Source organism: Streptococcus sp. ST16 (genome assembly GCF_046098135.1).
Classification (GTDB): domain Bacteria; phylum Bacillota; class Bacilli; order Lactobacillales; family Streptococcaceae; genus Streptococcus.
The window spans coordinates 241,968-268,584 of record NZ_JBJUSE010000001.1; the positions used below are offsets into that span (position 1 = coordinate 241,968).

The 26,617-nt window shown below is 40.4% G+C and carries 25 protein-coding genes and 1 pseudogene; 21 read left to right on the forward strand and 5 right to left on the reverse strand.

The features are described from left to right. The first annotated feature begins 1 nt into the window (after window position 1). On the forward strand, window positions 2–1,117 hold the full coding sequence (locus tag ACIY14_RS01190) for a glycerate kinase (RefSeq protein WP_409001252.1): 1,116 nt from the start codon (window positions 2–4) through the stop codon (window positions 1,115–1,117). On the opposite strand, the pseudogene ACIY14_RS01195 reads toward ACIY14_RS01190, so the two are convergent. Next, window positions 1,114–1,559, reverse strand: a pseudogene (locus tag ACIY14_RS01195) (DUF1694 domain-containing protein). The gene ACIY14_RS01190 and the pseudogene ACIY14_RS01195 overlap by 4 nt on opposite strands. A 162-nt stretch (window positions 1,560–1,721) precedes the next feature. Here ACIY14_RS01195 and eno point away from each other — a divergent pair. The 20 genes from eno (at window position 1,722) to ACIY14_RS01295 (ending at window position 21,502) form a co-directional block, all read left to right on the forward strand. Further along, entirely contained in the window at window positions 1,722–3,026 is a 1,305-nt protein-coding gene (eno, locus tag ACIY14_RS01200) for a surface-displayed alpha-enolase (protein WP_000022821.1), read from the forward strand. A 174-nt stretch (window positions 3,027–3,200) separates the two neighbouring features. Beyond that, the gene (locus ACIY14_RS01205) at window positions 3,201–3,695 is read left to right on the forward strand and encodes a YkgJ family cysteine cluster protein (RefSeq protein WP_084932553.1); all 495 of its coding nucleotides are present in this window, start codon (window positions 3,201–3,203) and stop codon (window positions 3,693–3,695) included. Between the two features lie 202 nt (window positions 3,696–3,897). Next, window positions 3,898–4,734, forward strand: coding sequence for a GyrI-like domain-containing protein (locus ACIY14_RS01210; RefSeq protein WP_409001253.1), 837 nt, complete (start codon window positions 3,898–3,900; stop codon window positions 4,732–4,734). Between the two features lie 192 nt (window positions 4,735–4,926). Next, window positions 4,927–5,970, forward strand: coding sequence for a glycosyltransferase (locus ACIY14_RS01215; protein ID WP_409001254.1), 1,044 nt, complete (start codon window positions 4,927–4,929; stop codon window positions 5,968–5,970). Then, the gene (locus ACIY14_RS01220) at window positions 5,967–6,878 is read left to right on the forward strand and encodes a phosphodiester glycosidase family protein (RefSeq protein ID WP_409001255.1); all 912 of its coding nucleotides are present in this window, start codon (window positions 5,967–5,969) and stop codon (window positions 6,876–6,878) included. The genes ACIY14_RS01215 and ACIY14_RS01220 overlap by 4 nt, the downstream gene beginning before the upstream one ends. Further along, complete coding sequence (locus tag ACIY14_RS01225) at window positions 6,859–7,263, forward strand: hypothetical protein (RefSeq protein WP_409001256.1); 405 nt, start codon at window positions 6,859–6,861, stop codon at window positions 7,261–7,263. The genes ACIY14_RS01220 and ACIY14_RS01225 overlap by 20 nt, the downstream gene beginning before the upstream one ends. Before the next feature lie 154 nt (window positions 7,264–7,417). Then, on the forward strand, window positions 7,418–8,335 hold the full coding sequence (locus tag ACIY14_RS01230; protein WP_409001257.1) for a peptidase: 918 nt from the start codon (window positions 7,418–7,420) through the stop codon (window positions 8,333–8,335). Window positions 8,336–8,470: 135 nt separating this feature from the next. Then, window positions 8,471–9,013, forward strand: a complete 543-nt coding sequence (locus tag ACIY14_RS01235) for a ClbS/DfsB family four-helix bundle protein (RefSeq protein ID WP_409001258.1) — start codon at window positions 8,471–8,473, stop codon at window positions 9,011–9,013. 284 nt (window positions 9,014–9,297) lie between these two features. Next, entirely contained in the window at window positions 9,298–9,801 is a 504-nt protein-coding gene (locus tag ACIY14_RS01240; RefSeq protein ID WP_409001259.1) for a hypothetical protein, read from the forward strand. A gap of 88 nt (window positions 9,802–9,889) precedes the next feature. After that, complete coding sequence (locus ACIY14_RS01245; protein WP_409001260.1) at window positions 9,890–10,501, forward strand: hypothetical protein; 612 nt, start codon at window positions 9,890–9,892, stop codon at window positions 10,499–10,501. Window positions 10,502–10,531: 30 nt separating this feature from the next. Then, complete coding sequence (locus tag ACIY14_RS01250) at window positions 10,532–11,224, forward strand: YjjG family noncanonical pyrimidine nucleotidase (protein WP_409001261.1); 693 nt, start codon at window positions 10,532–10,534, stop codon at window positions 11,222–11,224. 61 nt (window positions 11,225–11,285) lie between these two features. Continuing rightward, complete coding sequence (locus ACIY14_RS01255; protein WP_409001262.1) at window positions 11,286–11,939, forward strand: uracil-DNA glycosylase; 654 nt, start codon at window positions 11,286–11,288, stop codon at window positions 11,937–11,939. 9 nt (window positions 11,940–11,948) lie between these two features. After that, window positions 11,949–12,413: an 8-oxo-dGTP diphosphatase gene (locus tag ACIY14_RS01260; RefSeq protein WP_001135756.1), complete on the forward strand. Its 465-nt coding sequence runs from the start codon at window positions 11,949–11,951 to the stop codon at window positions 12,411–12,413. A 12-nt stretch (window positions 12,414–12,425) separates the two neighbouring features. Next, the gene (locus ACIY14_RS01265; RefSeq protein ID WP_409001263.1) at window positions 12,426–13,694 is read left to right on the forward strand and encodes a dihydroorotase; all 1,269 of its coding nucleotides are present in this window, start codon (window positions 12,426–12,428) and stop codon (window positions 13,692–13,694) included. Between the two features lie 41 nt (window positions 13,695–13,735). After that, window positions 13,736–15,076: an MATE family efflux transporter gene (locus tag ACIY14_RS01270; RefSeq protein WP_409001264.1), complete on the forward strand. Its 1,341-nt coding sequence runs from the start codon at window positions 13,736–13,738 to the stop codon at window positions 15,074–15,076. A gap of 178 nt (window positions 15,077–15,254) precedes the next feature. Beyond that, the gene (locus ACIY14_RS01275; protein WP_084864344.1) at window positions 15,255–16,223 is read left to right on the forward strand and encodes a thiamine pyrophosphate-dependent dehydrogenase E1 component subunit alpha; all 969 of its coding nucleotides are present in this window, start codon (window positions 15,255–15,257) and stop codon (window positions 16,221–16,223) included. A 15-nt stretch (window positions 16,224–16,238) separates the two neighbouring features. Then, window positions 16,239–17,231 (forward strand): alpha-ketoacid dehydrogenase subunit beta, encoded by a 993-nt coding sequence (locus ACIY14_RS01280; protein WP_049518715.1) that lies wholly within the window; start codon window positions 16,239–16,241, stop codon window positions 17,229–17,231. 431 nt (window positions 17,232–17,662) lie between these two features. Further along, on the forward strand, window positions 17,663–18,706 hold the full coding sequence (locus ACIY14_RS01285) for a dihydrolipoamide acetyltransferase (protein ID WP_409001265.1): 1,044 nt from the start codon (window positions 17,663–17,665) through the stop codon (window positions 18,704–18,706). 43 nt (window positions 18,707–18,749) lie between these two features. Continuing rightward, on the forward strand, window positions 18,750–20,453 hold the full coding sequence (gene lpdA, locus ACIY14_RS01290; protein WP_409001266.1) for a dihydrolipoyl dehydrogenase: 1,704 nt from the start codon (window positions 18,750–18,752) through the stop codon (window positions 20,451–20,453). Window positions 20,454–20,512: 59 nt separating this feature from the next. Further along, window positions 20,513–21,502 (forward strand): lipoate--protein ligase, encoded by a 990-nt coding sequence (locus ACIY14_RS01295; protein WP_409001267.1) that lies wholly within the window; start codon window positions 20,513–20,515, stop codon window positions 21,500–21,502. 72 nt (window positions 21,503–21,574) lie between these two features. Here ACIY14_RS01295 and xerS read toward each other — a convergent pair whose 3' ends face one another. From xerS to ylqF, 4 genes are all read right to left on the reverse strand, one after another. Further along, window positions 21,575–22,645 (reverse strand): tyrosine recombinase XerS, encoded by a 1,071-nt coding sequence (gene xerS / locus ACIY14_RS01300; RefSeq protein ID WP_045617143.1) that lies wholly within the window; start codon window positions 22,643–22,645, stop codon window positions 21,575–21,577. A 776-nt stretch (window positions 22,646–23,421) separates the two neighbouring features. Next, window positions 23,422–24,972: a chloride channel protein gene (locus ACIY14_RS01305; RefSeq protein ID WP_409001268.1), complete on the reverse strand. Its 1,551-nt coding sequence runs from the start codon at window positions 24,970–24,972 to the stop codon at window positions 23,422–23,424. A gap of 12 nt (window positions 24,973–24,984) precedes the next feature. Then, window positions 24,985–25,764, reverse strand: a complete 780-nt coding sequence (locus ACIY14_RS01310) for a ribonuclease HII (protein ID WP_409001269.1) — start codon at window positions 25,762–25,764, stop codon at window positions 24,985–24,987. After that, window positions 25,751–26,602: a ribosome biogenesis GTPase YlqF gene (gene ylqF, locus ACIY14_RS01315; RefSeq protein ID WP_007516673.1), complete on the reverse strand. Its 852-nt coding sequence runs from the start codon at window positions 26,600–26,602 to the stop codon at window positions 25,751–25,753. Before ylqF ends, ACIY14_RS01310 begins: the two co-directional genes overlap by 14 nt. Window positions 26,603–26,617: the final 15 nt, after the last annotated feature.

Sequence of the window (26,617 nt, forward strand, 5' to 3'; positions counted from 1 at the left end):
TATGAAAATTGTAATTGCACCTGATTCCTTTAAAGAAAGTTTGACAGCAGAAGAGGTCGCTCAAGCTATAAAAAGAGGATTCCAAAAATCGATAGCAGATGTAGAATGTCTGCTCTGCCCTGTAGGTGATGGTGGGGAAGGAACTGTAGACGCTATTCGCCATTCTCTTGAACTCGAAGAAAAATGGCAAGAGGTGACGGGGCCTTTTGGGCTAAAAGAATCAATGCGCTACTTTCAAAAAGATCAAATAGCGCTCTTCGAAGTTGCTGACTTGGTTGGTCTTGGAAAGATTCCGCAGGAGAAACGAAACCCTCTCCACATCCAAACTCGCGGTATCGGAGAATTGATTCGCCATCTCATTGATCAAGGGATGAAAGAAATTTATATCGGAGTTGGCGGTACGGCTAGTAATGACGGTGGGATAGGCATTGCTGCTGGTTTAGGTTATCGTTTTTATGATAGGAAGGGAAAAGAATTGCCTGCTTGCGGTCAGACTTTGCTTGAGTTCGAGTCAGTTTCAAATAGCAACTTGTATAGGATTCCTGAAGATGTGAAAATCCGCATTTTAGCAGATGTCGTGAGTCCTTTATGTGGTCATCAAGGAGCGACCTATACATTTGGAAAACAAAAGGGCTTGGATCCTGCTTTATTTGAAATAGTAGATCTGGCTATGCGGCGGTTCTATGAAAAATTATCGCCTTCTACCCTATCTCTTAAAGGAGCAGGGGCAGGTGGGGGTATTGCTGCTGGGCTCTGTGCCTTTGCTAAGGCCTGTATCGTATCTGGGATTGATACTTGCTTGGATTTGATAGACTTTGACAAGAAAGTTGCAGGTGCCGACTTGGTTATCGTTGGAGAAGGCAGACTGGACAGTCAAAGCTTTGCTGGAAAAGCTCCTATCGGCGTAGCAAAAAGAACCCCTAACAGAGTTCCAGTTATTGCTATTTGTGGTAGTCTTGCTGACGATTTGCCTCCCCTACCATTTGAAAATATACAAGCAGCATTTTCCATTTTAGAGAAATGTGAACCTTTAGAGAATAGTTTGAAAAATGCAAGTCTCTATTTGGAGCACACAGCTACTAATATCGGTCATTTATTAAATATGAGGAAGAATTAACCTAACCATTTTTTCCAGATTGATTTTTTAGGAGTTTCTGTCTTTTTCTCCTCCCAGAGATTCGAGAATGCAAGTTTAAGGTCTTTTTCATCTACTTGAACAGGTTGGTTCGAATGGATAACTAAGCCTAAAGGAGAAGAAGTGTGATCCTCTGATACGATTGTTGCTTGACTATTGGTTTTCTTAGCTTCTTTTAAGTAGAATACTTGTTTGTCAAACTCAATATTTGGCGAAATCTTCACAAAAAGAGTCTCTGTCTTTTTTGAAAATGTTCCAAAATCGTTAAAAATCCCTTTTGTAGCTGAAGACTATTTGCTGTCTCGATATCCGCATAGCCCAGAACCCTCTCCTCAAAAGTACCAAGAAAGTGACGTTGCTCATCTGGGTTTAATTTTGGCCCACCATGAGCTTTTTCTAGTAGTTGTTTTGATAAATCTGTCATAAAATTAGTATATCACAAAAAACAAAAGAAAACAGACAAAAGAAAGCGATTACTTTATAAAGTTAAGGAAAATTTGCACAAAGATAACGTTTTTTCTTGAAAAACGCTTATTTTTAAGGTATCATAGAGGTGTAAAAAATTTAACTCAAAGGAGAGTAAAAAATGTCAATTATTACTGATGTTTACGCTCGCGAAGTCCTAGACTCACGCGGTAACCCAACACTTGAAGTAGAAGTTTATACTGAATCAGGTGCTTTCGGACGTGGTATGGTTCCATCAGGAGCTTCTACTGGTGAACACGAAGCAGTTGAACTTCGCGACGGTGACAAATCTCGTTACGGTGGTCTTGGTACACAAAAAGCTGTTGACAACGTAAACAACATCATCGCTGAAGCTATCATCGGCTACGATGTACGTGACCAACAAGCTATCGACCGTGCTATGATCGCACTTGACGGTACTCCTAACAAAGGTAAATTGGGTGCAAACGCAATCCTTGGTGTGTCTATCGCTGTAGCTCGTGCTGCTGCTGACTACCTTGAAATCCCACTTTACAGCTACCTTGGTGGATTCAACACTAAAGTTCTTCCAACTCCAATGATGAACATCATCAACGGTGGTTCTCACTCTGACGCTCCAATCGCTTTCCAAGAATTCATGATCGTACCTGCTGGTGCACCATCATTCAAAGAAGCTCTTCGCTGGGGTGCTGAAATCTTCCATGCTCTTAAGAAAATCCTTAAATCTCGTGGTCTTGAAACAGCCGTAGGTGACGAAGGTGGATTCGCTCCTCGTTTCGAAGGAACTGAAGACGGAGTTGAAACTATCCTTGCTGCTATCGAAGCTGCTGGTTATGTTCCAGGTAAAGACGTATTTATCGGATTTGACTGTGCTTCATCAGAATTCTACGATAAGGAACGTAAAGTTTACGACTACACTAAATTCGAAGGTGAAGGCGCTGCTGTTCGTACTGCTGCAGAACAAATCGACTACCTTGAAGAATTGGTAAACAAATACCCAATCATCACTATCGAAGATGGTATGGACGAAAACGACTGGGACGGTTGGAAAGCTCTTACTGAACGTCTTGGTGGTAAAGTTCAATTGGTTGGTGACGACTTCTTCGTAACAAACACTTCTTACCTTGAAAAAGGTATTGCAGAAGGTGCTGCTAACTCAATCCTTATCAAAGTTAACCAAATCGGTACTCTTACTGAAACATTCGACGCTATCGAAATGGCGAAAGAAGCTGGTTACACTGCCGTTGTATCACACCGTTCAGGTGAAACTGAAGATTCAACAATCGCTGACATCGCAGTTGCAACAAACGCAGGACAAATCAAGACTGGTTCACTTTCACGTACAGACCGTATCGCTAAATACAACCAATTGCTTCGTATCGAAGACCAACTTGGTGAAGTAGCTGAATACCGTGGATTGAAATCATTCTACAACTTGAAAAAATAAAATAGTTCAGTGAACTATTTTATCCCGAACCTTGAAATTCAAAAGTTCGGTCGTTGATTTAACAACGTTTTAAGCCCCTCGGATTTTATCCGAAGGGCTTTTTGTATATAAAGGCAAAAAATAGAAAATAGTTTATGGTATAATAGACAAAAACACTTGTATTAGGAAGAAATTATGTCTAAAGAGATTGATATTGAGTATTACCACCAACTAGCACTGCAAAAGCAGAAGGAGCACCGCAAAGTGTTAGCTAATCTAAAGAAAAAACCTCCTAAAAACTTAGATAAGATTGCCCAGCAGATTCACCAAGAAGTTTTTGCTGAGATTGATTGTACCGCCTGCGCGAACTGTTGCAAGACATTGGGGCCTGACTTTAAGGAAGCTGATATTACCCGTATTGCTAAGTACTTTAAGATGAAATTACCAGCTTTTGAAGCGGAATTCCTTCAGGTAGATGAAGATGGGGACAAGGTTTTCAAATCCATGCCTTGCCCCTTTCTAGGAGGAGACAATCTCTGCTCCATCTACGACGTTCGACCAAAGGCTTGCCGCGAGTTCCCCCATACAGATCGTAAAAAGATCTATCAAATTAATCATTTGACGATTAAGAATACCTTGACCTGCCCAGCAGCTTATCTCTTTGTTGAGAAATTAAAAGATAAGTTATAAGGATTTGAACCTTTAAATCTTGTACAAATATTCTAGGGCGGAAGTATCTTGTATTTGCTAGAATATAGATAGATTGAACACGGCCTAAAAGCTATGCGAAAAAGACAGAATTTCCTAGGATCAGAAGCTCCAGCGTCAATTTTCCTATTTTCACTTTGCTTTTAACGTCCTTTGTATCTTATGGAGGTAAGAAAAGAAGAATATGATGCATCAATTCAATCAAACCATGGATTATTTGGAACAGCAGCTGACTGGAGAAGTGGATATGAAAAGATTTCAGCAGCTATCTGGCTATTCTTATCCTCTCTTTAGTAGACTCTTTTCTATCCTTGCTGATATGACCTTGGCAGAATATTTGCGTAATCGCAGGCTGTCAGAAGCAGTGACAGACTTACGGGAAAGCACTGAGAAAGTCATTGATATAGCAATGAAATACGGCTACGACTCTGCGGACGCCTTCAGTGCAGCCTTTAAGAAATTCCATGGGGCAACTCCCTCAGAAGTTCGAAATGGAAAAACTTATCGGTTCTTTCCTAAACTTCAGTTATCCTTAAAGATTACAGGAGGAAAGAACATGGATATCAAGATTCAAAAGAAACCTGCTTTTACCGTAGCAGGTGTCCTATTGGAAGCTATTGACAATAGCCAGTGTCCGTCTGCATGGGAGCATCTCTATGCAACTCACAGTTTTGAAAGCCTAGAAGGTTTGGGTAGCGGCCAATCCTTCGGTGTCTGCTCGGATGTCAAAGAAGGCGAAATTATCAACTATATAGCTGCCTATGATGTGACGGATAAAGCTAAAGCAGAAGAACTGGGTCTATCAATCAAAGAAATCGCAGAAGCTGAATATGCTATCGTACCAGTCAAAGGCCCAATACCAGAAAGCATCCATCATGCTTGGAAATATGTTCTAGAGATTTTTTTCCCAGAAACTGGCTATCGTCATTCAGGTGCTCCAGATTTTGAAGTCTATACCGAAGGAGACATGTGGTCAGCTGACTACCAAATGGAACTCTGGATACCAGTGATTAAGGACTAGATCATTTTCTGACATTTTATAAAGATGCAAACCTAACTCTGTAGAAGATATCTTTTACAGAGTTTTTTCTTTATTTGGATTTTGAATTTATAAGAATAACAATAAATCTGATTTTACTTAAATTTAATTATAAGGAATTTTTAAGCATTTATCTGTATACTTTTTCCAATCATCAAAGAAAGAGGTGTAAATATGAACTATCTAGTTATTCCAGCTTACGAACCTGACTACAATCTTATTAAATTGATTGAAAAGATTCACAACAGGAGCGATTTTTACATCATTGTCATTGATGATGGAAGTTCGGCAGAATGCCAAGACATTTTTTCTAAAGCAGAACGCTTTGCGACAATCCTTCGTCATCAGGTAAATCAAGGGAAAGGTCAAGCACTGAAAACAGCCTTTGAGTACATTCAGTCACTCAATATGCCTGGAACGGTGGTCACAGCTGACGCAGATGGCCAACATAGGATCTGGGACATCTTTCGTGTCTTGAGCAAATCAAATGAAAATCCTAATACACTTGTTCTTGGTGTCCGTGCCTTTACAGGCAAGGTTCCCTTGCGTAGTCGCTTTGGAAATAGCTTGACTCGTATCTTGTTTAAACTGCAAACGGGTGTTGCTGTATCCGATACACAGACAGGATTACGTGCCTTTTCAACAGATATGATCCCCTTCATGATCCAGATAGAAGGCCAACGGTATGAATACGAGATGAATATGCTCCTCGAAGCAAGCCAAGCCTACCCAATCTTGGAAGTTCCGATTGAAACGGTTTATATTAACGATAATGCGGCTTCTCACTTCCGTCCTGTACGGGATGGCTTGATGATTTATAAAAATATTTTAAAGTTTGCCCTTTCGTCTTTTAGTAGTTTTATCGTAGATTATGTAGTCTATGCTCTCTCAATTCTATGCTTGAGTTTTATTCCGACAGGTTTGCGTGTCCTCCTCTCAAATGGTTTGGCCCGTGTAACCAGTTCTATCTTTAACTTTTCTACTAATAAAAAATTGGTCTTTAAGAATAAGGCTAGCAGTTTTAAAACAGGGTCAGGTTATTTCGGACTAGCAATTGGTCTCTTTATTCTAGACACCATTTTGATTCGACTGTTTAATTCAGGTCTTGGAGTCAACTTGCTGATTGCAAAGATTCTTGTTGGAATCATGCTCTTCATCCTCTCTTGGACAGTTCAAACTCGCTTTATTTTCAAAGAAAGGACCTGTAGCCCATTATGAAAGTTTTAAAGAAACCCTATCTATACGCATCAGTCTTGGGCTTGCTTCTAACAAGTTCCTTTACCTATTCGATGTTGAAGACCTTTGTACTCGCTGAAACGATTTCCACTGTATCCAATGCAGGCTCAACGTCTAACACCGCAGAAGCAAGTAATGCAGCAAAAAATGCTCAAGTGACGAATACCAGCTATTCAGATGGAAATATCAGTGTCACCCTAACTGAAAAGACTGTGAATGAAACGCAAGTCTATGTGGCAGACATAACTCTCAGTTCATCGGATTATCTGAAGACTGCTCTAGCTCAAAACTCCTATGGAACGAATGTCACAGCTAAAACCTCTGTGACAGCTGCTGAAAATAATGCTATTCTAGCTGTCAACGGTGACTACTATGGAGCTAATAGCTCCGGTTACGTTATCCGAAATGGGGTTGTCTATCGTGATAGTGTCCGTGAAGATGCTAGTAATGGCGACCTTGCCATTTACAACGACGGTTCCTTTAAAATCATCTACGAGGATCAAATTTCAGCCAATCAGTTGGTTGAGGACGGTGTGGTCAATCTACTGGCATTTGGCCCTTCTCTAGTTGAGAATGGGGAAATCTCTGTCAGCACTAATGCAGAAGTTGGCCAGGCTATGGCTTCAAATCCTCGTACAGCTATCGGGATTATCGATGAAAACCACTACATCATCGTCGTTTCGGATGGTCGTACCTCCGAAAGCAAGGGCTTGTCACTGTACCAGATGGCAGAAGTGATGAAATCTTACGGAGTGAAGACAGCCTACAACCTTGATGGTGGTGGATCTTCCACTCTCTACTTTAACGGTCAGGTGATCAACAAACCGACCACAGGTGGAAGCAAAATATCAGAAAGGGCGGTGAGTGATATTGTCTACATCGGTTATTAAAAACAAAAACAAACGCCTCAAAAAGACACTTGTTGGTTATAGTCTTCTCACTATTTTCTTCTTAGCATTTAGCCGTATCTACGAGTCTTTCAGCTTTGGCGAAACCTCTCTCCATATGCACTATCTCTTTGTAGTTCCTCTAGTAGGAGGAATCATTCTGACATTACTGTTGAAAATCATTCCAAATTTAGCACGACTCAGCCTAAACTTGTGGAACTCGGCAGTTGCAGTCTTAACGGCCGGAATGCTCTTTCGCGGAATCGTCAACCTATCAGGTCGTTCAACGACACTCGATCAACCCTACTGGTATGTTGGCCTTGTCTTTGCATTGCTGGCTATAGCATCGCTTATCCTTCAGAAGAAGAATAGTAAGAAATTAGCTTAAAAATGAAGAAACTGGTTGTTGAGAAAAACAGCCAGTTTTTTGTGGACATTCATTTCCGAAAAGCAAACATACCTTATTTTTTGTTTGGATTTTATGGGGTATGAGTAACGTTATCTCGGTATAATAGACTCATAGAAGATAAGGAGGCATGGATATGCAGATGTATTTTGGAGATGTGTCACTTTGCTATAGCTATTCATTGGCAATGGCACTCGACGCCTATGGTTATGACTTTAAAGCAGAGTTTTTAGAGGCAATTATGGTGATGGGAAATGGCGCTAGTATCGTAAAGAAAGATGAGCAGCACCCTCTAGTATTCTTTGATAATGGAATGCCAGACCTTTCCATCTCCCATTCTTTAAAAATACTTGGATTTGACTATGAGGATTTCTATCTAAAAGATAGAACGGAAGTAGATTTGGAAGAGGTTAAAGGAAAGTTAGAAACCTTTCTGTCCAATGGACCTGTCGTACTGGGACCTCTTGATATGGGCCATTTGACTTACAATCCCAATCACACAATCCTTTATGGTGTAGATCACTTTGTAACCGTGTATGCTGTTGACGGTCAGTATCTCTATTTGCATGATCCAGCTGGTTTTGCCTGTATGAAGATTGCTTTTAATGACATTTTAGAAGCTTGGAAGGCGGAGGCTATTGACTATAAGCGTGGGGCTTACTCCATGTGGGGAAATTTTAAGAAGGTCAAGAGTCCTAGTCAAACTCAAATCTATCAAGAAACGGCAAGGCTTATAAGGGCCAGATATCTGGATGGACAAAGTAATGTCTTGGAATGTTATGCAAAAGCAGTTGCTGAAAACGGATTAAATTCGGAGCAAAAGCAATTGCATCAGTATTTCAGCTTTAAACTTGCTGCTGTTCGAAGTCTCTATCTCAGTCGATTTTTAAAAGAGTATGAACCTAAAGGGGCAAGGTTAAAAGAGGAATTAGCTAATTTATTTGGCCAAGCCCACCTTTCATGTTTAAAAGAAGATTACCAAGAACTAGCCGAATTGCTCTATCAGATAGCTGAAGTGGATGGTCGCTTTAGAGATTTATATGTAAATAAGTAAGTCTAGGGGCGCTCCTAACTTTTATAAAATGGCAAGTAAAAGCAGTTTTTCGTAAAATGAAGAACTGCTTTTTGATTATGGTATAATGAAGTAAGAAAATAGCTTATTCTACTTAAAAATGAAGGGAGAACGCCTATGCCTAAACCAAGAACAAAAGAGGAGCTAGTGTTAGCCTCTAAGGGAAGCTATGAAAAACTTAATCTCTTAATTTCTCAGTTAAGTGAAGAGGAGCTACAGACTCCTTTTGATTTTTCAAAAGACCAAAAGAAAAAAGAAGCTCACTGGAAAAGAGATAAAAATCTAAGAGATGTTCTAATCCATCTCTACGAATGGCATCAGTTACTTTTGACCTGGGTACATTCCAATCAAAAGGGTCATGAAAGACCTTTTCTCCCTGAACCTTATAATTGGAAAACTTATGGGGAAATGAATGTCGCTATTTGGAAGAAGCACCAGAAAACGTCTCTAGAAGAAGCGACTAGGCTACTAGAGCAATCACATAAAGAGGTTTTAGAGTTGATGGAAGGCTTCAGCAATGACGAATTGTTCACAAAAGGTGTCTATAAGTGGACAGGAGGGACAAGTTTAGGTTCCTACTTTGTGAGTGCCACTTCCAGTCACTATGATTGGGCTCTGAAAAAACTCAAAGCTCATCAGAGAAATTGTAAGAATAGCTAGTTGAAGTGCTATTGAAATTCACCAAAGGTTCTTCTAAGCTTCGAATAGCTTCATTCTCGTGATTTTAGAGTTATTCTGGCTTTAGAATCCTTCAAAAATTAAAATTTAAGGCTATCATAGACTTAGAATAGTCCTAAAACATTTATTTTAATGTAATTCTAAGTTTAGAATTACATTGGTATTAAAGGAATTGAACTGTTCGATGCTTAGAATGTCTTGATTCTGAGAAATGTCGACTAGAAAATGCTTCGAGTGGCTTTTTTCTGATATAGGATGATAGATAGATGGGTGAGATGATGAGCATACAAAAAGAGAAAGTTAGAAAAGAGTTGGTGTCCCTCTGTTTGGGAGAGTTTACAGCCGTCCTATCCTTTTGGTTGTGTTTTTTCCTTTTGAAAAATCGACTTGGTGATTGGAAGGGGCTAGTCATCATTCTCTATCCTTTGTCTTTACTGACATTTATTTTGTTTCAAGGTTCAATCTATTGGGCAATTTTGATTAGAAGACTGTCAAATCCTCAGTTCGGAAGTGGAAGTGTCCCCAAACTATATGATGGTTTCAGAATACTAGACCTTGTTTTACTTATTTCTGGTTTTCTTTTTATTGTCTGGAACATACAGAGTGTCCAAGTGGCTGTCATAGCCACACTGATACAGCTTTTTGCCCTTATCGAATGGGTTAATTATTACCTCCTGCGCTTATCTTATAGTCTGAATCCTCTTGTTTTATGGAAACGAATTATCAAGGGAAAACTTGAAAAAAGCAGAATAGCGAAGGAGTTGGGGTAGGGGGAATGAAGAGTTTAGTAATTCATTTTACAATATGCTATAATTAAGCTATTAAATTTTTAAAACAACTACTTAAAGTGAGATAAGTATGCAAATAAACTCTAGAAAACAGAAATCAGATATTGTTATTTCTAAACCGTCAGCCAGTGAAGTAGAAAAATACTTGAAATCGTGGAAAAACCTTAAAAATTATAGGTTACAAGAAGATGCTTTAGATAAATTATTTTTTGAGCTGTTACCAAGTAACGAAGAAATTTCTGACATCTTATTAAAGGTTGCTACGTTGAATGATTTTTATAGTACAAATATTTTCTCAGTTTATCCAGTTGCAGAACATATACTGAGTCTTAAAATTGACGAGAGGTTGAGACAAGGTGATGTAACTTTAGTCAATGAAATTCAAAATGTTACTATCAATGGTGTAACTAGAAAGTTCTATTCTTTTTCTACTAAATACTGTTCTCATCATAATCCTAAAGAATATCCTATTTATGATAGCTATGTAGAAAAGGTATTGAAATACTTTAGAAAAACAGATAAATTTTCTAAATTTAAGAATTCAGACCCAAAAGATTATCAAAAATTTAAAAATATAGTTATTGCTTTTAGAGAATACTATGGATTAGAAGAATTTAATCTTAAAGAAATTGATCAGTATTTATGGCAGTTGGGAAAAGAATATTTTCCAAATAAATACTAGCGACTTATTTTCACTCAGAAAGGAAACTCAATGCCCTACAAATTTCTACTTTTCGACCTTGACCACACCTTGCTTGATTTTGATACTGCTGAGGATGTAGCTCTGACACAACTACTAAAAGAAGAAGGAGTTGCGGATATCCAAGCCCACAAAGACTATTATGTTCCTATGAACAAGGCTCTCTGGAAGGACTTGGAGCAAAAGAAAATCAGTAAACAAGAGCTGGTTAACACGCGCTTTTCGCGTTTGTTTGCTCATTTTGGATTGGAGAAGGATGGTGCTTTACTTGCCCAGCGTTACCAATTTTACCTTGCCCAGCAGGGGCAACCCCTTTCGGGCGCTCATGAACTCTTGGACAGTCTCATTGAGCGTGATTATGAGCTGTACGCAGCGACAAATGGGATAACCGCCATTCAGACGGGTCGTTTGGCTCAATCAGGTCTTGCTCCCTATTTCAACCAAGTCTTTATTTCCGAGCAGTTGCAAATACAAAAACCTGATGCACTATTCTATGAAAAAATCGGTCAGCAGATTGCTGGATTTGATAAAGAAAAGACACTGATGATTGGAGATTCTCTAACCGCCGACATTCAAGGTGGCAACAATGCTGGTATTGATACTATCTGGTACAATCCCCATCATCTGGAAAATAAGACGAAAGCCCAGCCGACCCATGAAGTTCATTCTTACCAAGACTTGCTGGATTGTTTAGATAAACTGTAAAAAGTGGTTTAGATAGCCACTTTTTGCTATAATAGAGGCAGTAAAAATGAAGGAGTTGGCGATGCAACACTCATCTTGGCATGCTTTGATTAAGGAGCAATTACCTGAAGGTTATTTTGCGAAAATCAATCAGTTTATGAATCAGGTCTATGCACAGGGAACTGTTTATCCACCTAAGGAAAAGGTTTTTCAGGCTTTGTTGACAACACCGCTTGAAGAAGTTAAGGTGGTGATTCTAGGTCAAGATCCCTATCACGGGCCAGGTCAAGCGCAGGGCTTAAGTTTTTCTGTTCCTGACTCTATCCCAGCTCCGCCATCCTTGCAAAATATCTTGAAAGAATTGTCAGATGATATCGGAGTTAAGAAATCCCATGATTTGACGACTTGGGCTGAGCAAGGAGTCTTACTTCTCAATGCCTGCTTGACCGTGCCTGCCGGACAGGCCAATGGTCATGCTGGGCAGATATGGGAACCTTTTACTGATGCTGTGATTCAGGTGGTCAATAATCTAGACAGACCAGTAGTTTTTGTGCTCTGGGGAGCCTATGCACGTAAGAAAAAGGCCTTAGTTACCAATCCTCACCACTTGATTATCGAATCAGCCCATCCCAGTCCTTTATCTGTTTACAGAGGATTTTGGGGTTCCAAGCCTTTTTCCAAGACTAATGCATTCTTAAAAGAGACAGGACAAGAGCCAATCGATTGGCTTAGATAAGGAGAAAATATGCCTCAGTTAGCGACGATTTGCTACATTGATAACGGAAAAGAACTGCTCATGCTCCATCGTAATAAAAAACCTAATGATGTCCATGCAGGGAAATGGATTGGTGTGGGTGGTAAGCTAGAGCGAGGGGAGACTCCTCAGGAGTGCGCAGCGCGTGAAATCCTCGAAGAGACAGGACTCAAAGCCAAGCCAGTTCTAAAAGGCGTTATCACTTTCCCAGAATTCACACCAGACTTAGACTGGTACACCTATGTTTTTAAGGTGACGGAGTTTGAGGGTGACTTGATTGACTGCAATGAGGGAACATTAGAATGGGTTCCCTATGATGAAGTCTTGAGCAAGCCAACTTGGGAGGGTGATCACACTTTTGTTGAGTGGCTTTTAGAGGACAAACCTTTCTTTTCAGCCAAGTTTGTTTATGATGGGGATAAATTATTGGATACCCAAGTTGATTTCTATGAATAAAGGAGAAAGCAGATGCTACTAATCAAAAACGGTCGTGTAATGGATCCTAAGTCTGGTTTGGATCAAGTGTGTGATATTTTAGTCCAAGATGGAAAAATTGTCAAAATTGCCCCTGAAATCAAGGAAGAAGGAGCAGAGCTGATTGATGCTACTGGGCTTGTAGTTGCGCCTGGACTCGTGGATATTCATGTTCATTTTCGTGAACCTGGTCAGACCCACAAGGAGGATATCCATACTGGTGCTCTAGCAGCCGCTGCAGGTGGTTTTACAACGGTTGTCATGATGGCTAATACCAATCCAACCATCTCAGACGTGGAGACTTTACAAGAAGTTCTTCAGTCAGCTGCTAAAGAGAAAATCAATGTTAAGACGGTTGCAACTATTACCAAGCACTTTAATGGTAAAGACTTGACTGACTTTAAGGCGCTTTTAGAAGCAGGTGCCGTTGGTTTCTCAGATGATGGTATTCCACTTGAAAGCAGTAAGGTTCTCAAAGAAGCCTTGGAAACTGCTAAAAAACTTGGCACCTTTGTTTGTCTACACGAGGAAGATCCCGGCTTGAACGGCATTCTTGGCTTTAACGAAAACATCGCTAAAGACCACTTCAAGATCTGTGGTGCGACAGGGGTAGCAGAATACGCTATGATTGCGCGTGATGTCATGATTGCCCATGCAACTAAGGCCCATGTTCACATCCAGCATTTATCTAAGGAAGAAAGTGTCAAAGTAGTAGAGTTTGCTCAAGGTTTGGGGGCCCAAGTCACAGCAGAAGTGGCACCACAACATTTTTCTAAGACAGAAACTCTTCTTTTAACTCAAGGAAGCAATGCCAAAATGAACCCTCCGCTTCGTTTGGAATCAGACCGTCGTGCCGTTATCAAAGGTCTCAAGTCAGGTGTTATCACAGTTATCGCGACAGACCACGCGCCTCACCATGCAGATGAGAAAAATGTAGAAGATATCACCAAAGCGCCATCTGGTATGACTGGTTTGGAAACCTCTCTATCTCTCGGCTTGACTTATTTGGTGGAAGCTGGTGAGCTAAGCTTAATGGAATTGCTAGAAAAAATGACTGTCAATCCAGCCAAACTTTACAACTTTGAAGCAGGCTACTTAGCTGAAAATGGTCCAGCGGACATCACTATCTTTGATGACAAGGCTGATCGTACTGTTGGTCCAAACTTCGCTTCAAAATCATCAAATTCTCCATTTATCGGGGAAACTTTAAAAGGGCAGGTCAAATATACCATCTGCAAGGGACAAATTGTCTACCAAAACTAGATGGGACTCTGCTCTTAAATTGAAAAGAATAGAGAGCACTTATGTACCCAACCCATCAATTTAAAGATAAGTTTGTCTTATTTCTTAAGATATTTTTCCCTATCCTGATTTATCAATTTGCCAATTATTCTGCCTCTTTTGTTGATACAACAATGACTGGGCAGTACAATACCATGGATTTGGCTGGTGTGTCTATGGCAACCAGTATCTGGAATCCCTTCTTTACATTCCTAACAGGGATTGTATCAGCCCTGGTGCCCATCATAGGCCATCATCTGGGACGAGGCAAAAAGGAAGAAGTGGCATCTGACTTTTACCAATTCATCTACTTGGCTTTCGGGTTGTCTTTGGTCTTGTTTGGCATGGTAATATTCTTTGCACCGCCTGTCTTAAACCATATCGGACTAGAAGCTCAAGTAGCGGCAGTTGCAGTTTTCTATCTTTGGTACCTTTCTATCGGGATTATTCCCTTGTTGCTTTTTAGTGTCATTCGGTCTTTGTTGGATTCTCTTGGATTGACTAAACTATCTATGTATCTGATGCTCCTATTACTTCCGCTCAATAGTGGTTTTAACTATCTCTTGATTTATGGAGCTCTTGGTTTTCCAGAGCTTGGTGGCGCAGGAGCAGGTCTAGGAACTTCGCTAGCCTATTGGGTTTTATTGGGGATTTCCCTGCTTGTTTTGTTCAAACAGGAAAGATTAAAAGCGTTACATCTTGAAAAACCTATTCCACTCAATATAGATAAAATCAAGGAAGGTGTTCGATTAGGTCTACCAATCGGAGGAACCGTATTTGCTGAAGTAGCTATATTCTCCGTGGTGGGACTAATCATGGCTAAGTTTTCATCGCTCATCATCGCCAGTCACCAGTCAGCTATGAATTTTTCGAGTCTCATGTACGCTTTTCCCATGAGTATTTCCTCTGCTATGGCAATTGTTGTGTCTTACGAGGTGGGGGCTAAACGTTTTGAGGATGCAAAAACCTACGCTCGTCTGGGGAGAATAACAGCCCTCATTTTTGCTGGTCTTACCCTGTCCTTTCTCTACATTTTTAGAGATCGTGTAGCAAGTCTATATGGGAATGACTCTCAGTTCATTGAAACAACTGCTGTATTTCTGACTTACAGTCTCTTCTTCCAGTTAGCAGATACCTTTGCGGCACCGCTCCAGGGGATTCTAAGAGGCTATAAGGACACTATCGTTCCTTTCTATCTTGGCTTAATCGGGTATTGGGGAGTAGCGATACCTCTAGGATATCTACTAGATCAGGCAACTGACTTAGGAGCATATGCCTACTGGATTGGGTTAATTGCCAGCTTGATTGTTTCTGGTTGTTTGTATCAATGGCGTTTGAAAACCGTAATGAAAAGATTGAGCTAATTATTGGAAAATATTCCGAAAAATAACTTTGTGAAAAAATGATCTAACTGGAGAGAATCCCTGTTAAAACGGGGATTTATTTTTTTACCTTGTGAAATTTTATCGGTCATATACTTTGACAGTGTTTTCTAAAAACGGTAAAATAGTAGAGTAAGTACAAAGTTAGAAAGGCAAGAAGATGTCAACTTTAGATAAAAATCTTTTGCTAGAGATGTTCCGTAAGATGGAAGAAATCCGTCGCATGGACTTAAAAATTGCTCAGTTAGTGAAAAAGGGGAAAGTTCCCGGTATGACTCACTTTTCTGTTGGAGAAGAGGCAGCTAACGTGGGTGCTATGTTGGCTCTCAATCCAGATGATCTAATTACCTCAAACCACCGTGGTCACGGACAAGCTATTGCCAAAGGGATCGACCTCAACGGAATGATGGCTGAAATCCTCGGAAAATACACTGGAACCTGTAAAGGAAAAGGTGGTTCTATGCACATCGCCGACCTTGATGCTGGTAACCTTGGTGCCAATGGTATCGTTGGTGGTGGTATGGGAATCGCTGTTGGCGCAGCCCTCAGTCAGCAAATGCAGAATACTGGAAAAATCGTCGTCTGCTTCTTTGGAGATGGAGCGACTAACGAAGGTGTATTCCACGAAGCAGTGAACATGGCTTCTATCTGGAACCTTCCAGTTATTTTCTATTGCATTAACAACGGTTACGGTATCTCTGCGGATATCAAGAAAATGACTAATGTAGAACATATCCATCAGCGTAGCGCAGCATATGGAATTCCTGGAATGTTTATCGAAGATGGAAACAATGTCATCGATGTCTATGAAGGGTTTAAAAAAGCTGTAGATCATGTTCGTGGTGGCAATGGTCCAGTCTTGATTGAAAGTGTAACTTATCGCTGGCTTGGTCACTCATCATCTGACCCTGGTAAATATCGTACGCGTGAAGAAGTGGAATTGTGGAAACAAAAAGATCCAATCGAAAATCTTCGCAAGTACCTCATTGAAAACACTATTGCAAGTGCCGAAGAATTGGAAGAAATTCAAGCACAAGTCAAGGAAGCAGTAGAAGCCTCTGTTAAATTTGCAGAAGAAAGCCCATTCCCACCACTAGAATCGGCATTTGAAGATATTTACGCAGACTAAGGAGAAAGAGATAAAATGGAAACAAAAACAATGTCCTTCCGTGACACTATTATCCTTGCTATGTCTGAGGAAATGCGTCGCGATGAAAATGTATTCTTGATGGGAGAAGACGTCGGTGTCTTCGGAGGAGACTTCGGAACTTCTGTTGGAATGCTTGAAGAATTTGGTCCAGAACGTATCCGTGACTGTCCGATTTCTGAAGCTGCCATCTCTGGAGCAGCAGCAGGAGCAGCCATGACGGGACTTCGTCCAATCGTAGATATGACCTTTATGGATTTCTCAGTCATTGCCATGGACAATATCGTCAACCAAGCTGCTAAAACACGTTATATGTTTGGTGGTAAAGGTCAAGTTCCAATGACTGTCCGTTGTGCAGCTGGTAACGGAGTTGGTTCTGCAGCACAGCACTCGCAATCCCTAGAGTCTTGGTTCACTCACATTCCTGGACTTAAGGTTGTAGCGCCTGGTACGCCTGCGGACATGAAAGGACTTCTCAAGTCTTCTATCCGTGATAACAACCCCGTTATCATTCTTGAGTACAAGTCGGAATTTAACCAAAAAGGGGAAGTGCCAGTTGATCCAGAATACACAATCCCTCTTGGAGTTGGCGAAATTAAACGCGAAGGAACGGATGTAACAGTTGTTACTTATGGAAAAATGCTTCGCCGTGTGGTTCAAGCTGCTGAAGAATTGGCAGAAGAAGGAATTTCAGTTGAAATTGTGGACCCACGTACCCTTGTTCCACTTGATAAGGATATCATCATTAACTCAGTTAAGAAAACTGGTAAGGTCGTTCTGGTCAACGATGCCCACAAAACAAGTGGCTATATCGGTGAAATTTCAGCAATTATTTCAGAATCAGAAGCATTTGACTATCTAGATGCACCAATCCGCCGTTGTGCAGGAGAAGATGTGCCAATGCCTTACGCACAAAACCTTGAAAATGCAATGATTCCAACAGTTGAAAGCATCAAAGATGCCATTCGAAAAACTTATAACAAAGAATAATCTTGCATAAATTAAATTATGTAAAATTTTAGAGGTTTTTAACTTTAGTAACTTGAGACATGTGTTGTATTCAAGTTACTTGTAGAGTTGAACACGGGCTAAAAGCTCGGAAAAAAGATAAATCTTTTTGGCTTCATCGAAGCCTACGTAGATTTCCTATTTTTCAGTCTCTTTTAACGCCCTTTGTATCATGTAATTGAATTCGGACGGAGGTCTGCGAAAAAAAGATAGATTTCCTTGTGTTTATCGAACACATCGTCAATTTCCTATTTTTTCATTGCCCTCTTCGTCCTTAATATCTTAAATTAGAGCACGGGCTAAAAGCTCGGAAAAAAGATAAATCTCCTTGACTTCATCGAAGTCTGCGTAGATTTCCTATTTTTCGGTCGCTTTTAAACGCCCTTTGCATCATAAATAGAATTGGAGAGGTCATGGCTGATGACAAGCTAAGAGCGACTCCTGCGGCTAGAAAGTTAGCAGATGATCTAGGGATCAACCTCTACGACGTTTCTGGCTCAGGTGCAAACGGTCGTGTCCACAAAGAAGACGTGGAAACTTATAAAGACACAAACGTGGTTCGCATTTCGCCACTTGCAAAACGAATTGCCCTTGAACATAACATTGCTTGGCAGGAAATCCAAGGAACTGGTCATCATGGTAAGATCATGAAGAAGGACGTTTTGGCCTTCCTTCCTGAAAATATCGAAAACGACACTATCAAGTCTCCTGCTCAAATCGAAAAAGTGGAAGAAGTTCCAGACAATATCACTCCTTATGGTGAGATTGAGCGTATTCCAATGACACCAATGCGTAAGGTCATCGCCCAACGTATGGTTGAATCCTACCTAACCGCGCCAACCTTCACACTCAACTATGATGTCGATATGTCAGAAATGCTGGCTCTTCGTAAGAAGGTTCTTGAATCAATCATGGAAGCAACTGGTAAGAAAATTACGGTTACTGATCTTCTTTCACTGGCTGTTGTTAAGACATTAATGAAACATCCTTATATCAATGCTTCATTGACCGAAGATGGTAAGACCATTGTCACTCACAACTATGTCAACCTTGCTATGGCAGTTGGGATGGATAATGGATTGATGACACCTGTTGTTTACAATGCTGAAAAGATGAGTCTTTCAGAGCTGGTTGTAGCTTTCAAGGATGTCATTGGTCGTACCTTAGATGGTAAATTGGCTCCAAGTGAACTTCAAAATTCAACATTCACAATCAGTAACTTGGGAATGTTTGGCGTTCAATCCTTTGGTCCGATTATTAACCAACCCAACTCAGCAATCCTTGGGGTTAGCTCAACAGTTGAAAAACCTGTAGTTGTCAATGGTGAGATTGTTATTCGTCCTATCATGAGCCTAGGATTAACTATTGACCACCGTGTTGTAGATGGTATGGCTGGTGCTAAGTTTATGAAAGACTTGAAAGCCTTGATTGAGAATCCGATCTCAATGTTGGTTTAAGTCAGCTATTGTATTTTAGAGATTTAGATAAAGGAAGTAAGACATGGCCTTAGAAGTAATTATGCCAAAAGCCGGCGTGGATATGACAGAAGGACAAATCGTCCAATGGAATAAAAAAGTCGGTGAATTTGTAAAAGAAGGAGAAATCCTTTTGGAAATCATGACTGACAAAGTCAGCATGGAATTGGAAGCCGAAGAAGATGGATACTTGATTGCCATCCTCAAAGGAGATGGAGAAACTGTCCCTGTAACGGAAGTTATCGGTTACCTTGGGGAAGAAGGGGAAAATATTCCAACAGCTGGAGTGGCTGCGCCAGAATCAAAACCTGCACCTGCAGTTAGTGCCTCAAACGACGACGGAAAGAGCGACGATGCCTTTGATATCGTTGTGATCGGTGGTGGACCTGCTGGTTATGTTTCTGCTATTAAAGCAGCCCAACTCGGTGGTAAGGTTGCTCTTGTTGAGAAATCTGAACTTGGTGGAACCTGCTTGAACCGTGGTTGTATCCCAACGAAGACCTACCTTCACAATGCTGAAATCATCGAAAACATCGGTCATGCAGCAAACCGTGGTATCGTCATTGAAAATCCAAACTTCACTGTAGATATGGACAAACTCCTTGAAACCAAGTCTAAGGTTGTTAATACCTTGGTTGGCGGAGTTGCAGGTCTTCTTCGTAGCTACGGTGTTACTGTTCATAAAGGAATTGGTACCATCACTAAAGACAAAAATGTCTTGGTAAATGGTTCTGAATTGCTTGAAACCAAGAAAATCATCCTTGCTGGTGGTTCAAAAGTCAGCAAGATCAACGTACCTGGTATGGAATCTCCACTTGTGATGACCAGCGATGATATTCTTGAAATGAACGAAGTTCCAGAAAGCCTTGTTATCATCGGTGGTGGAGTTGTCGGTATCGAACTCGGTCAGGCCTTTATGACATTTGGGTCAAAAGTAACTGTTATCGAAATGATGGACCGTATCGTTCCAGCTATGGATGCGGAAGTTTCTAAGAACCTTCGCTTGATCCTTGAGCGTAAAGGAATGACCATCTTAACAGGTATGAAACTGCAAGAAATCATCGAGGAAAATGGTCAACTTCGTATCAAGGTTGAAGGAAAAGATGATATCATCGCAAGCAAAGCGCTCCTTTCAATTGGTCGTGTGCCAGACCTCGAAGGAATTGGCGATGTTGAGTTTGAATTGGATCGTGGACGTATCAAGGTCAACGAATACATGGAAACTTCTGTTCCAGGTATTTACGCACCAGGTGATATCAATGGTACTAAGATGTTGGCGCACGCAGCCTTCCGTATGGGTGAAGTTGCCGCTGAAAATGCCCTTAAAGGAAATCATGCTGTTGCCAAACTGAACTTGACTCCTGCAGCCATCTACACTCTTCCTGAAGTAGCAGCAGTAGGCTTGACTGAAGAACAAGCACGTGAGAAATACGATGTCGCTATCGGTAAATTCAATTTTGCTGCGAACGGACGTGCGATTGCATCTGATGCTGCTCAAGGTTTCGTAAAAGTTATCGCTGATAAGAAATACGGAGAAATTCTTGGTGTTCACATCATCGGTCCTGCAGCTGCAGAATTGATCAATGAGGCATCAAGCATCATCGAAATGGAAATCACTGTTGAAGAAATGCTTAAGACCATCCATGGGCACCCAACCTACTCTGAAGTGATGTACGAAGCATTTGCAGATGTTCTAGGAATGGCTATCCATTCACCTAAGAAAAAATAAATCGAAGATAGAATAGACTGGAAAGGTATTTTCCAGTCTCTATCGTATAAAGGGATATCATGAAATACATTATCAATCATTCAAACGACACTGCCTTTAATATCGCCTTGGAAGAATATGCCTTTAAACATCTTTTGGATGAGGATCAAATCTTCCTACTTTGGATTAACAAGCCATCTATCATTGTTGGACGTCACCAGAATACTATCGAAGAAATCAACCGTGATTATGTTCGAGAAAATGGTATTGAGGTAGTCCGCCGTATCAGCGGTGGTGGAGCTGTTTACCACGATCTAAACAACCTCAACTACACAATTATCTCAAAAGAAGATGAAAACCGTGCCTTTGACTTTAAGAGCTTCTCAACTCCAGTCATCAATACCTTGGCTCAACTTGGTGTTAAAGCTGAGTTTACTGGCCGTAACGACTTAGAAATTGACGGTAAAAAATTCTGTGGAAATGCCCAAGCCTATATCAACGGCCGTATCATGCACCACGGTTGCTTGCTCTTCGACGTTGATTTGTCAGTCCTTGCTAACGCCCTCAAGGTTTCAAAGGACAAATTTGAGTCAAAAGGTGTGAAATCTGTCCGTGCTCGTGTAACCAATATTGTCAATGAATTGCCAGAAAAAATCACAGTTGAAGAATTTCGTGATTTGCTATTGGAATACATGAAAAAAGAGTATCCAGAAATGACAGAATACGTTTTTTCTGAGGAAGAATTGGCTGAAATCAACCGCATCAAGGATACCAAGTTTGGAACTTGGGACTGGAACTACGGTAAATCACCTGAATTTAACGTCCGTCGTGGAACCAAATTCACTAGTGGTAAAGTCGAAGTCTTTGCTGATGTTCTCGAATCAAAAATCCAAGACATCAAGATTTATGGTGACTTCTTTGGTATTGAAGACGTTGCAGCTGTAGAAGATGTCCTTCGTGGAGTGAAATACGAACGCGAAGATGTTCTTAATGCCTTAGAAACTATTGACATTACACGCTACTTCTCTGGAATTAGCCGTGAAGAAATCGCTGAAGCAGTAGTGGGATAAAAAGAAAAGGAGTTGGTTATATGACCAGCTTCTTTTTATGAGTTATAATTTACATAAATAATTTTATGTATTCTACAAACTATCTAGAGCATTCTTTTGTTCATCATTGACGATATGGGTATAGAGGTCAGTGACTTGTGTGCTAGCATGACCTAACTGATGGCTGACCAAAACTTGCGATTTAGTAGCATCATATAGCCTAGTAGCCAGGGTATGGCGAAGTTTGTGGGGAGTTACACGGACTTTGAAGTCCTCAGAGTACTTAGCAACCATCTTTTCAACACTAGAAGCATCAATACGATTGGGAACGCCACGATATAAGGTGAGAAATAGTGCTGTATCTGTCTTTTCCGTCTTATAGCGTTGATTTCGAATAGCGAGGTAATTCTCTAGATAAGGTTTTGCAAAGGCCGCGACATTGACAGAATCACGTTTGCCCCCTTTTCGAGTGACATCTATAACCATCATTTTGAGATTGAGGTCTCTTAGATCCAGATTAACAGCTTCAGATAAGCGGACACCAGACGCCAAGAGAAGGGCAATAATGGCTAAATCACGTTCTTTATTTTTATTGAATGACGAGAGTGCACGATTTGAGAGCTGTTGTGGGTACTCCTGGTCGATATAGGTTAAAAAACCTTCTGTTTCATCACCTAGAAAGAGTTTTTGTTTGATGTTTTCAGCTCTAGCAGCAAGTGTTTCTTTCTTTTTCTTGGTTGAAACTTTCTTCATTACATTACGATAGAAATAAGGCTCACCCTGGTCGTTTTCGACTTCCTCGGTTAGGTACTTATAAAGACTAGATAGTGCTGACAAAGTGCGATTGATTGTCGTCTGAGAAACACCTTGTTTGGTTGTATTGGCATTCAGCAAAGGTCGTTCTCGTAGATAAAGAATAAAGGATTCCATATCTTTCTTTGACATATTTTCCAAGACCGATAAAGGAATATCAGCAATTTTATCCGCGTTTGAAATCCCAGACTCTAAAACCCAGCTGAAAAAACGATCGTATTCCTTGAGGTATTCGTACAAGGTTGTAAAACTGTAGGGAACAGCAAGCTTAGATTGGTAGTATTCCAGAACATACCAGGGCATGATTTGTTTTAGTTTGTCGATTCGTTCCAGTAAAATCTCACGTTTCATGTATTTTCTCCAAAATTAAGTCTACTAGTAGTATAGCATAGACTTACATATTTTTCAAGAAAATTATAGTTTTTCGGAAAGATGTTATAGGAATTTTTTAAAAGTGATAAAAAGACTTAGACCTACAAACAAAACATTTATAACGGGGTTTAAAAGGGGGTATTTTTGTACATTATGTATCTAAGCTACTGGATAAAAAATGTACTTTATCTTGCCTCAAAATAAAGTACATTTCGATTATAAAGTATATTTTTTAGAAAATGTACATTACGCCTTAAACTCAGTCGTATCAAGGGTTTGTCCACTGTCTAAGGAAAAGTACAAAAATTTCCAGTTTTAGATCTAAGTCTTTGGAGTTATTATTGTGAATCATTATCTAGTGCCTTTTCTAGTTTCCAAATACTAAACCAGAATGAAATAGTCAGCAGAATAAGGAAAATAAAAAAGAGATTATCTGTAACGATACTTCTGTTCATTCTACATAACTGAAGAGCTATATAAGGAGCTATGAGATACAAAATACATTGTATAATTGCTATTGTTTTCTTTTTCATGATTTTAATCTTACTGTTCAGATTTGATACAGTAAACTCCTTTCTAGCTTTATGCTTTATCATTTCTAACTTAATTATAGTCTTATTTTTACCAAAGTTCAATTACTTGTATGTGAAATAGCTTTACAGGAAAAAATAACCGATCTCATTACTGAGAATCGGTTTTCTAGTGTATTTAATTAAGAAATTCATTTTCACATAACATAAATTATGTAAAAACTTCTACAATAACAAATCTTTGACCTTCCCAATTTCACTTTTTGGAATAACTAGGTGAATCATATCTCCGAGATACATTCTGGTTGAGCCGTGAACTGTTTGGCTGTTGCCATTATGGACTTGGGTGGTGATGAGTACGTTATGTGGCAAGTTGAGCTCGTGAACCTGTTTTCCTGCTATTTTATCTGAAACAGGAATTTCAATTAGTGTTACTTCTCCTTCGTCTGTTGCTTCTTCTGGTAGCATTTTTTCTAGCATGGCCTCATAGACTGGAGCACCCTTGAGTAGATCCATGACAATATATGCGACTAAGGTCACTAAGCCAAGTGGCATGAGGTTGCGAATGTCACCTACCATCTCAGTTACGAGTATCATAGCTGTTAAGGGAGCCTTAGATATTGCTCCAAAGTAGCCACTCATTCCTAAAATGACAAATATGGGGAATTGTTCCTGACTGACAAGCCCAAGTTTCACACAAATAACACCAATCAGGGCACCGAGTAAGGAACCAAGCGCCAGAATGGGAAGGAAAATTCCTCCTGGGAGACCACTTCCATAACTAATCATGCTCCAAACAAAGCGAATCAAAAAGTAAGCTAATAGAATTTGGAAACTAAAATCTTGCTCAGTCAAAGAAAGAACGACCTGATTTCCACCACCAAGGATTTGTGGCAAGAAAATCCCGACTGGTATGATAAGGATAAAGGCCAAGATTGGATAATAAGCTCTATCCAAATGGATTTTTTGACCAAGCCAATCATAAACTCGACCAACATTGAGTACAGCTTTCTCATAGAGAAAACCAGAAAGCCCGAGAAAAACTCCCATGAGGAGGTATATCCAATACTGGTCCAGGGTCATGAGAGGGATGTTATCTGGCATATCCAGTACGGGGGTTAGGCCAAATATGAGCAGAGAAATAAAGTTTGCTACGAGACTAGCCGCTAAAGTTGAGACCCAAAAAAAGCGTGAAAAATGGTGGTAAACTTCTTCTATAACAAAGAGAAGACCTGCGATTGGTGCATTAAAGGCAGCTGCTAATCCTGCTGCAGCACCACTGGCAATCAAGGAACGTTCCTCTACTGGGCTAGATTTGAGCCACTTGGCAATGCCTTTACCACCAACTGCTCCAAGTTGAATACTTGGCCCTTCTCTACCTAGCATAAGGCCACTGGCAATAGCAAGAATCCCTAGAATATACTTTTTCCAGAGGACACTCCACCAGTTAAGAGTCATGAGTCCTTTTAATTCGGCTTCGACTTGAGGAATTCCTGAACCCTTGATATCTTTTTCTGACCGAGTTAGTTTCGCACTGAGCCAGCAAACTATTAAATAAAATAGACCAATGATAAAAAGATTGCGGACTAGGTGCGCTTGATCTTGATAGAGTCCTTGTATCAGGTGGAAGCCTTTTTCGATTGAAAACCGAAAGGATCCGACGATTAGCCCGACGACGAGACCGACAATGACCCCTCGCCCAACTTGGGATAATATGGTGCTTGAGGCAAAGGCAAATTCTTTCTTGGAACTGAGTGTTTCTGACTGTTCCTCCATAATCATTTCCTCTTACTTATCTTTCTTAATTGAAACCAGTGTTTTGACTGGTTCAAAACTGGTCCGGTGAATTGGGGTAACTCCTAGTTTCTCGAGCCCTTCTAGATGTTTAGCTGTTCCATATCCTGCATTAGCCGTGAAGTCATAGCCGGGGTATTGATTATCATAGTCCTTCATAATATTATCCCGTGTCACCTTGGCCACTATAGATGCAGCTGCGATGGAGAGGGAGTTAGCATCTCCTTTGATAATGGAGGTTTGTGAAATCGGTAATTCCAATTTCATGGCATCTATCAAGAGGTGCTTAGGCTGCGGACTGAGCTGGGAGATTGCTTCCTTCATGGCCAGTTTGGTCGCTTCATAGATATTGACTTGGTCGATGACTTGATTATCCATGATACCAATCCCGATTGCCAAGGCTTGGTCTTGAACAGCATGATAAATTTCCAAATGTTTCTTTTTAGGGATCTTCTTGCTATCGTTTAGGCCTCTAATCTTACAATTTTTTGGTAAAATAACGGCTGCAGCGACTACAGGTCCAGCCAGTGGACCACGGCCGACCTCGTCAACACCTGCTATTAAGGTCACTCCTTGTTTATAAAGCTCTTTTTCATAGGAAAGCATGGATTCCAAACGAAGGTTTTCATCCAGTTCTGCCTGAATAGCTTTTTTTCGCTTGCTGATTTCCTTTTGAACTCCAGAACGAGTATCTTTTTCGAATTCTAGAAAAAGAGGATTGTCTAATTCTTTGACAGTAGCAAGAAGTTCTTTGATTTCTTTAATCGTTGTCATCGATGTCGTCCAATGTATCTAAGGTATAGTTACCAAGTTTGCCATCACGGACTTCCTTGACGAAGAGGCTGTAAAAGCGGTCGTAGTCGTCTCGGAAACCGAGAGCACGTGTCATATCCATGATGATAACAGGTGCTTCTTCTTCAATTTTCATTTGTTTGAAGCGTTCAGCTAGCTTTTCCGGATAATGTTTTTTGAAATAATTGAGACCAAAAATGGTCACCTCATCCATAGGAAGCAACTGGTCTTTGATAGCTCCAGTCAAGGCTAGTTTTAGAGCGACAGTTTCATCTTCGAACTTAGGCCAAAGAATTCCTGGTGTATCCAAGATTTCCAGGTCTTTATTGGTTTTAAGCCATTGTTGCCCCTTGGTCACACCAGGTTTGTTGCCGACAACTGCGATTTTCTTACCAGCCAAGCGGTTCATCAGAGTTGATTTACCAGCGTTTGGAATTCCGATAATCATAGTCCGCAAGGTTTCGATCTTGATACCGCGTTCTTTCTGGCGTGCAATCTTATCAGCCATGAGCTTTTTAGCAGCATCTGTCACAACTTTCACAGTTACTTGCTCTTTGGAGTTGATAGCCAGAGTTTGAATTCCCTGTGATTCAAAATACTGACGCCATTCTTTGGTCATTGCCGGGTCTGCTAGGTCCGCTTTATTTAAAATCAAGAGCTTCGGTTTATCACCCACAATCTTGTTTAACATAGGATTTTGACTAGATAAAGGTAGCCGAGCATCCACCAAAATCGTCACAAAATCAACAAATTTTAGATTCTCCTGAACTTGTCGCCGAGCCTTAGACATGTGGCCCGGGAACCATTGAATAGTAGCCATTGAGTTTTTTTCCTT

Excerpts from the sequence above, each read along its gene's own strand:
- ACIY14_RS01190 (WP_409001252.1), top strand. The coding sequence starts at position 2 with ATGAAAATTGTAATTGCACCTGATTCCTTTAAAGAAAGTTTGACAGCA.
- eno (WP_000022821.1), top strand. The coding sequence starts at position 1,722 with ATGTCAATTATTACTGATGTTTACGCTCGCGAAGTCCTAGACTCACGC.
- ACIY14_RS01205 (WP_084932553.1), top strand. The coding sequence starts at position 3,201 with ATGTCTAAAGAGATTGATATTGAGTATTACCACCAACTAGCACTGCAA.
- ACIY14_RS01210 (WP_409001253.1), top strand. The coding sequence starts at position 3,898 with ATGATGCATCAATTCAATCAAACCATGGATTATTTGGAACAGCAGCTG.
- ACIY14_RS01215 (WP_409001254.1), top strand. The coding sequence starts at position 4,927 with ATGAACTATCTAGTTATTCCAGCTTACGAACCTGACTACAATCTTATT.
- ACIY14_RS01220 (WP_409001255.1), top strand. The coding sequence starts at position 5,967 with ATGAAAGTTTTAAAGAAACCCTATCTATACGCATCAGTCTTGGGCTTG.
- ACIY14_RS01230 (WP_409001257.1), top strand. The coding sequence starts at position 7,418 with ATGCAGATGTATTTTGGAGATGTGTCACTTTGCTATAGCTATTCATTG.
- ACIY14_RS01235 (WP_409001258.1), top strand. The coding sequence starts at position 8,471 with ATGCCTAAACCAAGAACAAAAGAGGAGCTAGTGTTAGCCTCTAAGGGA.
- ACIY14_RS01240 (WP_409001259.1), top strand. The coding sequence starts at position 9,298 with ATGGGTGAGATGATGAGCATACAAAAAGAGAAAGTTAGAAAAGAGTTG.
- ACIY14_RS01245 (WP_409001260.1), top strand. The coding sequence starts at position 9,890 with ATGCAAATAAACTCTAGAAAACAGAAATCAGATATTGTTATTTCTAAA.
- ACIY14_RS01250 (WP_409001261.1), top strand. The coding sequence starts at position 10,532 with ATGCCCTACAAATTTCTACTTTTCGACCTTGACCACACCTTGCTTGAT.
- ACIY14_RS01255 (WP_409001262.1), top strand. The coding sequence starts at position 11,286 with ATGCAACACTCATCTTGGCATGCTTTGATTAAGGAGCAATTACCTGAA.
- ACIY14_RS01260 (WP_001135756.1), top strand. The coding sequence starts at position 11,949 with ATGCCTCAGTTAGCGACGATTTGCTACATTGATAACGGAAAAGAACTG.
- ACIY14_RS01265 (WP_409001263.1), top strand. The coding sequence starts at position 12,426 with ATGCTACTAATCAAAAACGGTCGTGTAATGGATCCTAAGTCTGGTTTG.
- ACIY14_RS01270 (WP_409001264.1), top strand. The coding sequence starts at position 13,736 with ATGTACCCAACCCATCAATTTAAAGATAAGTTTGTCTTATTTCTTAAG.
- ACIY14_RS01275 (WP_084864344.1), top strand. The coding sequence starts at position 15,255 with ATGTCAACTTTAGATAAAAATCTTTTGCTAGAGATGTTCCGTAAGATG.
- ACIY14_RS01280 (WP_049518715.1), top strand. The coding sequence starts at position 16,239 with ATGGAAACAAAAACAATGTCCTTCCGTGACACTATTATCCTTGCTATG.
- ACIY14_RS01285 (WP_409001265.1), top strand. The coding sequence starts at position 17,663 with ATGGCTGATGACAAGCTAAGAGCGACTCCTGCGGCTAGAAAGTTAGCA.
- lpdA (WP_409001266.1), top strand. The coding sequence starts at position 18,750 with ATGGCCTTAGAAGTAATTATGCCAAAAGCCGGCGTGGATATGACAGAA.
- ACIY14_RS01295 (WP_409001267.1), top strand. The coding sequence starts at position 20,513 with ATGAAATACATTATCAATCATTCAAACGACACTGCCTTTAATATCGCC.
- xerS (WP_045617143.1), bottom strand. The coding sequence starts at position 22,645 with ATGAAACGTGAGATTTTACTGGAACGAATCGACAAACTAAAACAAATC.
- ACIY14_RS01305 (WP_409001268.1), bottom strand. The coding sequence starts at position 24,972 with ATGGAGGAACAGTCAGAAACACTCAGTTCCAAGAAAGAATTTGCCTTT.
- ACIY14_RS01310 (WP_409001269.1), bottom strand. The coding sequence starts at position 25,764 with ATGACAACGATTAAAGAAATCAAAGAACTTCTTGCTACTGTCAAAGAA.
- ylqF (WP_007516673.1), bottom strand. The coding sequence starts at position 26,602 with ATGGCTACTATTCAATGGTTCCCGGGCCACATGTCTAAGGCTCGGCGA.